Raw genomic sequence first — 13,070 nt, 5'->3', positions numbered from 1 at the left:
TTATACTAGTAATTGTATAAATTATGTCTTCAATGTTTACCGTTTCTGGAATTATTAATGCGCCTGTTGGACAAGAATTATATTTTTCTACTGATACGTATTTATTTTCTGAATCTATAACGATATAGCTTAAGGTTCCGTCATTAAAAGTTTGTGCTTGACCATATTTAAAACATAAACATAGTAGGGCTAATAGGTATTCTTTTTTCATAATAATATTTATTTAAGCTGCAAAAAAAAAATCAAAGAAAAGAACATTAGTTTTTAACTAATTATTCAGTCAATACATTGCGTAAAACCATGTTTTTAGAAAATAAAATACGCTTATAAGCCTGTAAAATCAGTTTATTCAATCTGTTATTTAGTTGTCTTTGTAACAGCTAAAGTACTAAGAACATATCACTAAAAAAAATATTGAAATTGTTTTAAATAAGATAGTGCTGAATTTATTTAAAAAAACATATAAATTAAAGTAAAAGACTTGAAGTAAAAGAAATCAAGAGTTCTTGTTAAAATCATTAAATATAAAATGTATGAATTAGCCATGAATGTCTTGGGGAAAAGTTCTTTTTTCTGAATTTTAGTATTGTAACTGATTAATTTCGAAGAATCAATAAATTACTTTCACTTTATAAGACAGGAAAGAAAATTAATTTTCTGCTGTGTACATTAAACTTTTTATCATGGCAGTGCTAGTGTGCAATTGTATTGAAGTATCTTTACCAGATATTTTTTGAAGTTTTATGGAAAAACAGCCAAACAATCCTATTCATGGGAAAAGATTAGATCATATCCTAAAGGAGTTAGTGGAGTATTACGGATGGGAACATTTAGGACATAAAATTCAAATAGGATGTTTTAGAAACAACCCTTCTATTGGTTCTAGTTTAACCTTTTTAAGGCGTACAAATTGGGCGAAAAGTAAAGTAGAAGCTCTGTATATAGAAATGCATAAAAAAACTAATACGGAGTAAAATTATAAAATAATACTAATCCGTTGATGTTTTACCTCTTAGCATAAATAAATTTTCAAGAATAATATAGCAGTTTAATTTGCTATAAAACGGAATAAAAGGCGTATATTTGCACGCAATTAAATGATAAATTTATTGCATATGGCTACATCTAGAATTATCAATGAAGGATTAACTTACGATGATGTACTTTTAGTACCAGCGTATTCCGAAGTGTTACCTAACACTGTAGATATTAGATCAAAATTCACAAAAAACATTAGTTTAAATACTCCTATCATCTCAGCAGCGATGGATACAGTAACTGAATCGGCTATGGCAATTTCAATGGCCAGGGAAGGAGGTATTGGTGTTTTGCATAAAAACATGTCTATTATTGAACAAGCCTTAGAGGTGAAAAAGGTAAAGCGTTCAGAAGCAGGAATGATCTTAGAACCTGTAACAATCAAGCCGATAGAAACAGTGTTAGACGCAAAAAACTTAATGTTTGAATATAAAATTGGAGGCATACCTGTAATTAATGACAGCAATGAATTGGTAGGTATTGTTACAAATCGTGATTTAAGATTTGAAAACAATAACAGTCGTTTGATTTCTGAAGTGATGACTTCCGAAAATTTGATTACGGTAAAAGAAGGAACTTCTTTAAAGCAAGCAGAGGTGATTTTACAACACAATAAAATAGAAAAGTTACCTGTTGTTAGTAAAAATAAAAAATTGGTAGGTTTGATTACTTTTAGGGATATCATAAAAGTTAGAGAAAATCCAAATGCAAATAAAGATGAATATGGCCGTTTAAGAGTTGCTGCTGCAATTGGAGTAACTACTGATTGTGTAGAGCGAGTTACTGCTTTGGTAGCGGAAGGAGTGGATGCCGTTGTATTAGATTCTGCTCACGGGCACTCTATCAATATTCTAAATAAATTAAAAGAAGTAAAAGCAGCTTTTCCAAAATTAGATGTGGTAGCTGGTAATATAGTTACAGGACAAGCAGCATTAGATTTGGTCGCAGCTGGAGCAGATGCGGTTAAAGTAGGAATTGGCCCAGGGTCTATTTGTACTACAAGAATTGTTGCTGGAGTTGGATATCCTCAGTTGTCTGCGGTTATGAATGTGGCAGAGGCACTTAAAGGAACAGGCGTTCCTGTAATTGCTGATGGTGGTATTAGATATACTGGAGATATTCCAAAAGCGATAGCCGCTGGAGGGGATTCAATTATGTTAGGATCTTTATTGGCAGGAACAAAAGAAGCTCCTGGAGAAGTGATTATTTTTAATGGAAGACGTTTTAAATCTTATCGAGGAATGGGTTCTGTTGCAGCTATGAAAAATGGTTCTAAGGATCGTTATTTCCAAGGAAAGGAAAATGATAGTTTAAAACTAGTGCCAGAAGGAATTGAAGGACGTGTACCTTATAAAGGAGAGCTATTTGAAACTATGCATCAATTTATTGGTGGACTAAGAGCTGGTATGGGATATTGTGGTTCGGCAACTATTGAAGATCAGAAAAACAATTCATCTTTTGTGAAAATTACAGCTTCTGGTATTGCAGAAAGTCACCCTCATGATGTAACAATCACAAAAGAATCACCAAACTATTCAAGATAATTGAAGTTATATCAAATGATTTTCATAGTGGTTGATAATAAATTTGAATTATTTTTTTCTTTAGATGAAATAAAAAACATAAGCATAGCCGTAGGTTACGGTTCTGTTTTATATTGAAATATAAAGAAAATAGAAACTAATTTAATCAATCATTTTGATGTTTATTTGGTATTGTAAATATAAAAAAACCCTTTCAATTTATTGAAAGGATTTTTTATTTTGAGACTGTTTTTTAGATGAATTTTTCTTTTAGGTATTTTGCAGTATATGATTTTTCATCTTTAATTAGAGCTTCTGGTGTTCCAGAAAATAATAGATGACCACCGTTTTTTCCTCCTGTAGGACCTAGGTCTATAATATGGTCAGCGCATTTTATCAATTCGATATTGTGTTCTATAAGAACGATAGAATGTCCTTTTGAAATCAAAGCTTCTAGCGATGCTAATAGTTTTTTAATATCATGAAAGTGTAAACCAGTAGTAGGTTCATCAAAAATAAATAAGGTTTTGTCTTTTGTCATTCCTTTTACTAAAAAGGAAGCTAGTTTAATTCTTTGTGCTTCTCCACCAGATAGGGTAGAAGAACTTTGCCCTAATTGTACATAACCCAAACCAACATCTAATAAAGGTTGAAGTTTTTGGACAATTTTTTTCTGATGATAATTATCGAAAAACTCTACAGCATCTTCAATGGTTAAATTTAAGACATCATCGATGTTTTTACCTTTGAATTTAATTTCTAATACTTCTTTTTTAAAACGTTTTCCTTTACATTCATCGCATTCTAAAAGAACATCTGCCATAAATTGCATTTCAATCGTCACTACGCCTTCTCCCTTACATTTTTCACATCGACCTCCTTCTACATTAAAAGAAAAGTGTTTGGGTTTGTAATTTCTAGCTTTTGAAAGCGTTTCATTTGCAAACAAACTTCTAATGTCGTCATAGGCTTTTATATAAGTAACGGGGTTGGATCTAGAAGATCTTCCAATTGGATTTTGATCTATGTATTCAATATTTTTTAAAGTTTCAAAATCTCCTTTAACAGAGGTGTGTTCTCCCATTTTATCTCCGTAGCCAATCAATTGTTTTTGTAGAGCAGGGTAGAGTATTTTTTTTACGAGAGTGCTTTTACCACTTCCTGAAACTCCTGTGATAACAGTTAGTGTATTTAACGGAATATCGACAGAAATATTTTTTAAATTGTTTTCTCTGGCACCTATTATTTGAATTTTTTTAGTTGAGGTTCTCCTTTTTTTAGGGACATCTATACAAAATTCTCCGTTTAGGTATTTAGCTGTTAAAGAGCTCGATTGTAAGATTTCATCAAAATTTCCTTCTGCAACAATATGCCCTCCTTGTGTTCCTGCTTCTGGACCAATATCGATGATATAATCTGCCTGTTTCATGATGTCTTCATCATGTTCAACTACGATAACAGTATTGCCAAGGTTTTTAAGTGATTTTAAAACATCAATTAGTTTTTCTGTATCTCTTGGATGTAAACCAATACTAGGTTCGTCTAGAATATACATAGAACCTACAAGGCTACTCCCTAAAGAGGTTGCCAAGTTAATTCGTTGACTTTCACCTCCAGATAAAGTATTGGAGGTTCTGTTTAAAGTAAGATAATTCAATCCAACATTATTCAAAAAGGACAACCTATTGTTAATTTCTAGAAGCAGTCTTTTTGCAATTACTTTGTCATGCTCAGGTAATTCAAGGGTTTTAAAAAATTCTGCAAGTTCGTCAATAGGTAAATCAACCAAATTTGAAATGCTTTTTCCTGCTATTTTTACATAATTGGTTTCCTTTCTTAACCTTTTACCTTTACAGCTTTTACATTTACTTCTACCTCTGTATCTTGACAGTAATACACGGAATTGAATTTTGTAACTCTTACTCTCTAAATATTCAAAAAAGTCATTCAAGCCAATAAATGAGCTGGTTCCATTCCAAATCAAATCTTTCTGTTCTTCAGTTAATTCAAACCATGGTTTGTGAATAGGAATGTCGTATTTATAGGCGTGATCAATTAATTGATCTTTGTGTTTTAAAAAGGAATCTGTTTTCCATGGCGCTATGGCATCCTCATAAATAGAAAGAGTAGTGTTGGGAACCACAAGTTCTTCATCTACACCAATTGTACTTCCATATCCTTCACATTTAGGACAAGCTCCATAGGGATTATTAAAACTGAAAAAATGTGTATTCGGTTCTGAAAAGGTCAATCCATCCAATTCGGATTTATTACTAAATTGAGTTGTAACTTTATTCTGAAGGTTTTCTATAGAACAAATTCCTTTTCCTTCAAAAAATGCTGTTTGAATAGAATCTGCCAATCGATTAAAAAAGTCCTCTTCATTTTTCACAACAATTCGATCCATAACGAGTTGTAGTTTATGATCAGAAGCTAGTTTTGTCAGCTTTATTTTATCGTATTTTTTTAAAAAGGTTTCATCGAGTTTCTCAACCGTTTTGTCAACTTTTATACGAGCATAACCTTGTTGAGCAAGAAGTTTAATGACAACCTCCGGATCTTTGTCTTGTTCAAAGCTAATAGGTGATAGTAATAATAGTTTAGTATTTTCTTCTAAGGTTTTTATTGTGTTAAGAACATCTGTAACGGTATGTTTTTTAACTTCTTTATTTGAAATAGGGGAGTATGTTTTTCCTATTCTGGCAAACATAAGTTTTAGATAGTCAAATATTTCTGTAGTTGTTCCAACGGTAGATCTAGGGTTGGTGGAATTTACTTTTTGTTCAATGGCGATAGCAGGTGCAATACCTTTTATATAATCGACTTTTGGCTTGTTTAATTTGCCTAAGAATTGCCTGGCATAAGAGGATAGGCTTTCTACATATCTCCTTTGTCCTTCGGCATATAAGGTATCAAAGGCCAAGCTAGATTTTCCTGATCCCGAAAGCCCCGTAATAACAATGAGTTTGTTTCTTGGAATACCTACGTCTATATTTTTTAAATTATGCAATTGAGCACCTTTAATAAGTATATACTTTTTAGGGTCTAAAGAAGAAATATTTTTAGTCATTTGTTGTGAAAATATAAATAGTAAAATTAAGGATTCCTTTTTTAATTATGGAAGAAGGCAGAGTCAACTTTAACAAAATTTAGTGCAAAAACAATGATTTTTTAGTTAAATTTTGTTAGGATTTAGGTAAATTAACATAATGTTTTTGGGTACTAGCATATATTAATATATATTTGCATCATTTATTAATTCCAAATTTAGCTGCATATACTATAAAACTACTTTTAAACATAATAATTTTGCCGTCTTGGCAATTAATTTAAAAGGTGAGTTATGCAACATGTTCATGTTTCAGATAGTATTTTAGTGACTAATTACATCAAAGGTGATGAAAAATGCCTAGAGGTATTAATTTTAAAACACAAACAAAAATTATACAGGTTTATATATTCTAAAATAGGAGATAAACAATTAGCCGAAGATATCTTTCAAGATACTTTTATTAAAGTAATTCATACTTTAAAAAAAGGGGGCTATAATGATCAGGGAAAATTTTTACCATGGGTGATGCGTATCGCTCATAATTTGGTAATCGACTACTTTAGAAAATCCAATCGTCTCCCAAAATTTAAAAGAACTGATGAGTTTGATGTTTTTTCTGTATTGAGTGATAGTACTAAAAATAAAGAATCAGAAATTATTCAAGAACAGCTTTATAGTCAAATAACAGACTTGATTCAGTATTTACCTAAAGACCAGCGTGAGGTCTTGAAAATGCGTCTTTACAATGAGTTAAGTTTTAAAGAAATTTCCGAAAATACGGAAGCTAGCATTAATACGGTATTGGGGAGAATGCGATATGCATTGATTAATATGCGTAAAATGATTAGTCAAAAAGATATTGTTTTGACAAATTGATAATATTATTAAAAATGTTTCGTTATAATAGAGTACCCTTAAATCTGTTATATGACAAAAAATTACATTAAGATAGAGACATCCATAGAACCGAATGTTCCTTCGGAAGAGACAATTAATTTTATTTTAAATTACTCAAAATCTTTGCAGTTTTTAAAATTAATAAAATATCCTAGATACGTAGAAGTAAATTTAAATTAGGTTTATATCTATATGATTTAAACACTCTAAAAAGTAATTTTTCAGAGTGTTTTTTATAGAACACCATTTTAATATTTATATGACGCATTAAATTCGTTTCTTTTTCATTCATATTTCACACAAAAACAAAACCGTGTCGGAGCAATGTTTCTGTTTTTATTGCTTATCTAAATAAAAAACATTCCAAATTATTATTACGTCATTTAAAAATCAAATTAGTCTAGTTGAAACCGTGAAGGAAAAAGAACAAAAGTTGAGTAGATGTAAGGGATTTCAGAATTTTTACGACTAATAGATAATAGCTGTGATCTTGTGAAATTAAAAAGCCTCCTAAAAAATTAGAAGGCTTTGAGCGAAAGACCAGGTTCGAACTGGCGACATTCAGCTTGGAAGGCTGACGCTCTACCAACTGAGCTACTTTCGCATTGGCATTGCTCTGCAAATATAGTATGTTTCTCTATTGTAGCAAGGGAATCAAACAATTATTTTTACTTTTTTTTAACGTTTCCATATAACCTATTGTCATTGAGTAGTATGTGGATAAACTTATTTATTTGAAGTGTATTATGGATGTGTATAATACTAAATAAACATCAAAATGATAGATCAAATTAGTTTCTATTTCCTTTATATTTCAATATAAAATAGAACCGTAACCTAGGCTATGCTTATATTTTTTAAGAGAAAAAAATAATTTAAATTTATTATCAACCACACTGAAATTCATTTGGTATAAACAAAAAAAGATCCGCTAATTAGCAGATCTTTTTACAATTGATTAAGGTTTTATTACTTTACAGCAACCAATTCAACGTCAAAAATAAGAATTGCATCAGCTGGAATAACTCCTCCAGCACCAGCAGAACCATAAGCCAATTCAGAAGGGATTACAAATCGAGCTTTGTCTCCAACTTTCAATAATAAAATTCCTTCATCCCATCCTTTAATTACTTGACCAACACCAACATTAAAATCGATTGGTTGTTTGCGTTTATAAGAAGAATCAAATACCGTTCCGTCTAATAATTGACCTTTATAGTGTACTGATACACCAGCTCCTTTAGTAGCTTGTTTTCCGTTTCCTTTTTCTAAAAGTTTATAACGCAATCCTGATGCTGTTTCTTCGTAACCAGCAGAAATTTCGTCTAATTTTTCTTTTTGATCAGTTGTAGCATCTGCTTCTCTTTTTTCTCTAGCTCCTTCAAAAGTTCTAAAAGCTTCAATTGCATTGAATTTTTCAGCCTCTTCACCAACACGAATAATTTCTAAAGTTTCAATTAGATCGTTTTGAGCAATAGTATCAACAATATCTTGTCCTTCTATAACATATCCAAAAACAGTATGTTTGTTATCTAACCAAGGAGTTTCAACATGAGTAATAAAGAACTGACTTCCGTTAGAAGCGGGTCCTGAATTTGCCATAGACAATACTCCTGGCTTGTCGTGTTTTAATTCTGGATGAAATTCATCTTCAAAACTGTAACCAGGACTTCCAGTTCCTGTTCCTTGAGGACATCCACCTTGGACCATAAAATCAGCAATAACTCTGTGGAATTTTAACCCATCATAATAAGGAGTTCCTTGAGGTTTTACATTATTTTCTAAATTTCCTTCAGCTAAAGCTACAAAGTTTCCAACAGTTCCTGGTGTTCTATCGTAAGTTAAATTCACTAAAATAACCCCTTTGTTAGTGTTAAATTTTGCGTATAATCCGTTGTTCATTTTAATATATTTTATTAAGAATTGCAAATATAACTATTCTCTAAGGATTCGCAAGTTGATATAGTTCGTTGCTCTGTTGGTAATTTGTTAAAAGAAGACACTGTTTAATCTAATTTTGAAAAGAAGACCATTTTGTAGTTTGGAAGTAGTTCGGGATGTGCAATTTTTATAATGTCTTTTAATAAGAGATCTGGTCGGATTGGTCCAAGTTCAAAATAGTACATTCCTCCAGTTGCTCCTTTGTATTTAGCAAAAGTGTAAACTTGGTTGTTTTTAACAGCGGAAAATTGGCCATAATGCTTATTAGATTGTAACAATTGTTGTTTGGTTTCATTCATACTACAACCTATCCAAAAGTTGGCATTTTGTGCTTTGTCTAAAACGTTTTCAAAATTTAAAGATAAACTACCTGCTCCTTTGGTATCTTTCCATAAATATTCGACTTGAGCATCTTTAAAATATGTAGCGATAAAGCTCTCACCGGCAGGCAAGTACCAGGAATCTTGAAAAATAGAGCCTGAAAGAATTGTAGGTTTGTTTTTTACAGTAACTGCAATTGCTTTTGCTTTGGTGTATTCTTGTTGAATATGGTTGAAAATACTATCAGCTTTTTTTTCTTCATGAAAAAGGACTCCAAATACTTTGATCCATTCTGCTCTTCCTAAAGGTGTTTCTTCAAGCCAATCTCCATTTAATAATATCGGGACTCCCATTTTTCGAATCGTAATAAAGGATTTATTGGGTTTGTCAACAGCAAAACTCATGACCAATTCAGGTGCCAAATCTAACAAAATTTCGGTATTGATATGTTCTTCTTTCCCGACTTCTCTTACCTGGTTCGAATCAATAAGTTTTCTTGTCTTTGGAGAGGAAATAAAATTTGTATTGGGAAAACCAACTAAGGTGTTTTCCTTTCCTAGTAATTCCAAAAGAGGAATATGAGAAGTTGAAGTAACTATAATTTTTTCAACAGGTGTTCTTATAATTTGAATACCCTGATTGACTTTTGGTAGCTTTTCATTTTTAGGAACTAACAAGTATTCATATTTTATCTCTGCATTTTTATAGGCGTTGTGAATCGTTATTTTTTTGTACCCATACTCATTGCTTATAGAGAAGCCTTTGGCATATTTAAGTTTTTTTATTTCCGTGTTATTTTCCGTTTGTTGCTCTTTTTTACAACTGATAATACAAATATAAAGAACGAATAAAAATAGTTTCTTTTTCATAATACTAAATAAAAATTTGTACATCTATGGTATCCTTGATGGTTATTTTGCTTATTTGACCATAAATTATTTTGATATCAAATGAATCTTTTAATAATGTTTTAGTTACATAAGAAAGGATACTTCTTATGACTCCTGCATGACAAATTACAATGACGTCGGTGTTGTTTAGTTCTGAGATTTCTTTGAAAAAAGCAATTGATCTTTGGGCTAATTCTGTATACGATTCTCCATTAGGAACTTTTATATGCACAAAATCTTGCATCCATGGATCTATTTCTTCTTTAGGAATACGATCCCAATTTTTCATTTCCCAATTCCCAAAATTCAACTCTTTTAATCGTTCATCTATACTGTAATTTTTTGAAATTAAAGCAGCTAGTTTTGTACATCGTTTTGCTGGACTCGAATAGAGTTTTGTTTTCGTATTGAAAGGAATTTTGTTTAGAATTATTTCACTCTCTTTTTTAAATTCAGTTGTGATGTCTAAATCAGTTTGACCATAACAGATTCCTTTTTCTATTTTGGGTGTGGTATGTCTTACCAAATATATCTCCATAGAGCTAATAAACTTAAATAATAAACTACTTCTGATAGTTGCTGGAGCGCACCTGCACAATCTCCTGTTTGACCACCAATCCATTTTTTAAAAAAACCTGACATCCACCACTTGGTAATTGCTAAAGGAATAAGAACAAAAAACACCTTTGAATTTTGGAATAAAATTAAGGGTAATAATCCAAAAAAAGCGTTTACCATAAAAGAATTCAAAGACATTTTATCAGCTGCTGGTTTGGACTTGCTATCTGTAGTTTCTCTAACATAGGGATGTGTAAAAATAAGTGCAGTTGCGGTAAATCTACTTATACTATGTCCTGATATTAGAATCAAAGCGATGGATGTTGTAGGTAATTCATTTAACGCTAAGAATTTTAAAGCTAGAATGAAAAGGATTCCAACAGTTCCATAAGTTCCCAATCGAGAATCTTTCATAATTGTTAAAATCTTGTCTTTTGTCCATCCTCCTCCAAAACCATCACAAACATCCGCAAATCCATCTTCATGAAAAGCGCCTGTTGTCCAGGCAGAAGCAATCATGCTAATGATTAAAGCAATTTCATTGGAAAATAATTGTGCAGCTACGAGATAGAAAAAAGCTGCTATAGAGCCTACAAGTATTCCGACCAAAGAAAAATAACGTGTACTTTTGTTTAGTATTTCTGGTGAATGATTGACCCAGCTAGGACAGGGTATTCTAGTAAAAAACATTAGTGCGGTTAAAAATATATGGATTTGATTTTTCATAAGTTACTTTTTTCTGATACTGCTGCGCTTTCAAAAGAAGTCATTTCATTTAAAAAAGCAATTGCAGCTTTTAGTATTGGAATGGCCAAGGCGGCTCCTGTACCCTCCCCTAATCTAAGTCCCAAATTAAATAAGGTGTTTACCTTTAAATAGTTTAGGATTTTTTGATGTCCTTGTTCATCTGAAGTATGAGAGAAAACACAATAATCCAAGACATTTTTATTGATAGCATGTGCTGTGAGTAAAGCAGAAGTGACAATAAAACCATCTACGACTAAGGTCATTTTTAATTCTGCTGCACGTAAGAACGCACCTGTAATCATCGCAATTTCAAAACCACCAAAATTAGAGAGGATTTGTATAGGGTTTTCTTGTGCTTTGTGTAGTGATTTAGCTTTTTTTAGAATTTCTATTTTTTGTAACAGACCTTCACTTGTATGTCCAGTTCCTTTTCCAGTACATTCGTCTATTGGGAGACCTGTAAAAGAACTCATCAATAAAGCAGCAGAAGAGGTGTTTCCGATTCCCATTTCTCCGAATCCAATGGTATTACAGCCTTCTGAATAGATTTTGGTTACAATTTCAGCTCCTTTTTTTAAGGCTAAATTACTGTTCTCGATTGACATTGCAGAGTTTTGAGTATAATCATCAGTACCCATAGAAATTTTTGCGTCAATAAGATTTTTATCTGTTGGAAAAATAAAATTCACTCCGCTATCAACTATTTTTAATTTGATATTGTTAAGTTTAGAAAACACATTAATTGCCGCTCCTCCCTGTAAAAAATTCATGACCATTTGAGAAGTTACCTCTTGTGGAAATGTGCTTATTGGGTGGTTTTTAACCACTCCATGGTCTCCTGAAAACACAACTATTGTAGGTTTAGCTATTTTTGGGTTTAACACATTTTGTATACAACCAACTTGGATGGCAATGGATTCTAGAACACCTAAAGAACCTAATGGTTTCGTCTTAAAATCTATTTTGTGTTGTAATTTTTTTTCTAAAGAAATGTCTAGTTTTTGTATGTCAAACTTCATATAACGTGTTTTTATTTTAATTGAATAGGCAAACCAGAAACCATAAAAAAAGCCTTGTCTGCAATCCTTGCAATTTCTTGATTTGTCCAACCTTGAAGTTCTGTAAATTTCCGTCCAGATTCGTGTTCAGAATGAATTCCCATTCCTATCTCATTAGAAATAATGATAAGGGTTGCATTAATTTTTTTGAGTTTGTGTATCTCGTCTTTAGCTAAGCATAATGATTTTTGAACATCGTATTTTGTATCAACATAAAAGTTGGTAAGCCATAGAGTTATACAGTCAATTACCACAACAGAATTTTCTGGAATTATTTTGCTGAGTTGCTTTTCTTCTTCTAGGGTTGTCCATCGTTCGTCTCTATCAGAAACATGACGATCTACTCTTTTTTGAAAGTCTTTGTCCCATATTCTAGAAGTTGCTAGATAATAAGGATTATTTGCTAATTCTTCTGCCAATTTTTGGGCATAAGAGCTTTTTCCTGAGCGTTCACCTCCTGTAATATAATAAATCATATGTCTGATTTTTCAATTGCAAAGATCGATAGATTTTCAATCTTGTCCTAAACGATTATTAAAGATAAATCAAATAGAGTTTTTATTCTGTATCTCAAATTATCTTTGAACGATAAAACAAAATACTCCTCTCCTGATGCCAAACATAAGCTTATTTGGTCAGATAATTCAGGAATTAGATCGTTCATTCTTCAATAGATTAATAGAACACAGAAAAGATAGACAAGAATCATACTTTTAAATTTAATTCTTTAGGTTTAATACTAGAGGATTAGTTATTTGACGAATTTCTTCTCTTCAAATTGTTTTCTTGTCTTTGTGGTTCTAAATTGTTTTGGAGGGATATTTATTCAGGTCGCATTGTTCTCAAATAGTAAAACATAGGAGACAAGTAAAAGGTTACAAAAAACGGATTTTTTAGAGCGTATTAACTCAGAACCAATAGTTCTTTAATTAATATATTTTTTTGTATCTTTATTGATGGAAAAAACAGACTTACGAAGCGTGTCCGATCAAGAAAGAGAAATTATACGAAGGGATGCCATAAAAATGATAAATCGAGGAGATAA

General features: G+C 31.6%; 12 protein-coding genes and 1 tRNA gene. 4 read left to right on the top strand and 9 right to left on the bottom strand.

What is annotated here, in order from left to right:
* Nucleotides 1-211 (bottom strand): hypothetical protein (locus tag V5787_RS09160; protein ID WP_336892938.1); only part of this gene is annotated, 211 nt, incomplete at its 3' end.
* Nucleotides 212-743: 532 nt separating this feature from the next.
* Here V5787_RS09160 and V5787_RS09155 point away from each other — a divergent pair.
* Nucleotides 744-974, top strand: a complete 231-nt coding sequence (locus tag V5787_RS09155; RefSeq protein WP_336892937.1) for a VF530 family protein — start codon at nucleotides 744-746, stop codon at nucleotides 972-974.
* A gap of 141 nt (nucleotides 975-1,115) precedes the next feature.
* Nucleotides 1,116-2,582 (top strand): IMP dehydrogenase, encoded by a 1,467-nt coding sequence (gene guaB, locus V5787_RS09150; protein WP_336892936.1) that lies wholly within the window; start codon nucleotides 1,116-1,118, stop codon nucleotides 2,580-2,582.
* 232 nt (nucleotides 2,583-2,814) lie between these two features.
* On the opposite strand, the gene uvrA is transcribed toward guaB, so the two are convergent.
* Nucleotides 2,815-5,631 carry an excinuclease ABC subunit UvrA gene (gene uvrA, locus V5787_RS09145; protein ID WP_336892935.1) on the bottom strand — a complete coding sequence of 939 codons (2,817 nt, stop codon included), beginning with the start codon at nucleotides 5,629-5,631 and terminating at the stop codon, nucleotides 2,815-2,817.
* A 273-nt stretch (nucleotides 5,632-5,904) separates the two neighbouring features.
* Between uvrA and V5787_RS09140 the strand changes: the two genes are divergently transcribed.
* Both V5787_RS09140 and V5787_RS09135 read left to right on the top strand, forming a co-directional pair.
* Complete coding sequence (locus tag V5787_RS09140) at nucleotides 5,905-6,489, top strand: sigma-70 family RNA polymerase sigma factor (protein WP_336892934.1); 585 nt, start codon at nucleotides 5,905-5,907, stop codon at nucleotides 6,487-6,489.
* Between the two features lie 51 nt (nucleotides 6,490-6,540).
* Nucleotides 6,541-6,690: a hypothetical protein gene (locus V5787_RS09135; protein ID WP_336892933.1), complete on the top strand. Its 150-nt coding sequence runs from the start codon at nucleotides 6,541-6,543 to the stop codon at nucleotides 6,688-6,690.
* A gap of 351 nt (nucleotides 6,691-7,041) precedes the next feature.
* Here V5787_RS09135 and V5787_RS09130 read toward each other — a convergent pair.
* The 7 genes from V5787_RS09130 to V5787_RS09100 form a co-directional block, all read right to left on the bottom strand.
* A tRNA-Gly gene (locus tag V5787_RS09130) sits at nucleotides 7,042-7,114 on the bottom strand.
* Between the two features lie 365 nt (nucleotides 7,115-7,479).
* Nucleotides 7,480-8,412: a peptidylprolyl isomerase gene (locus V5787_RS09125; RefSeq protein WP_336892932.1), complete on the bottom strand. Its 933-nt coding sequence runs from the start codon at nucleotides 8,410-8,412 to the stop codon at nucleotides 7,480-7,482.
* A 104-nt stretch (nucleotides 8,413-8,516) separates the two neighbouring features.
* A complete protein-coding gene (locus tag V5787_RS09120; protein ID WP_336892931.1) occupies nucleotides 8,517-9,641 on the bottom strand; it encodes an ABC transporter substrate-binding protein in 1,125 nt (374 codons plus the stop codon).
* Nucleotides 9,642-9,645: 4 nt separating this feature from the next.
* Nucleotides 9,646-10,200, bottom strand: a complete 555-nt coding sequence (gene cobC / locus V5787_RS09115; RefSeq protein ID WP_336892930.1) for an alpha-ribazole phosphatase — start codon at nucleotides 10,198-10,200, stop codon at nucleotides 9,646-9,648.
* Nucleotides 10,182-10,946 (bottom strand): adenosylcobinamide-GDP ribazoletransferase, encoded by a 765-nt coding sequence (locus tag V5787_RS09110; protein WP_336892929.1) that lies wholly within the window; start codon nucleotides 10,944-10,946, stop codon nucleotides 10,182-10,184. Before V5787_RS09110 ends, cobC begins: the two co-directional genes overlap by 19 nt.
* Nucleotides 10,943-11,986, bottom strand: coding sequence for a nicotinate-nucleotide--dimethylbenzimidazole phosphoribosyltransferase (cobT, locus tag V5787_RS09105; RefSeq protein ID WP_336892928.1), 1,044 nt, complete (start codon nucleotides 11,984-11,986; stop codon nucleotides 10,943-10,945). Before cobT ends, V5787_RS09110 begins: the two co-directional genes overlap by 4 nt.
* An 11-nt stretch (nucleotides 11,987-11,997) precedes the next feature.
* Complete coding sequence (locus V5787_RS09100; RefSeq protein WP_336892927.1) at nucleotides 11,998-12,501, bottom strand: bifunctional adenosylcobinamide kinase/adenosylcobinamide-phosphate guanylyltransferase; 504 nt, start codon at nucleotides 12,499-12,501, stop codon at nucleotides 11,998-12,000.
* Nucleotides 12,502-13,070: the final 569 nt, after the last annotated feature.

Source organism: Flavicella sp. (assembly GCF_037132785.1).
Classification (GTDB): Bacteria; Bacteroidota; Bacteroidia; order Flavobacteriales; family Flavobacteriaceae; genus Flavicella.
Note: the sequence above shows the minus strand (reverse complement) of the source record. Positions and strands in the feature narration are given on the sequence as shown.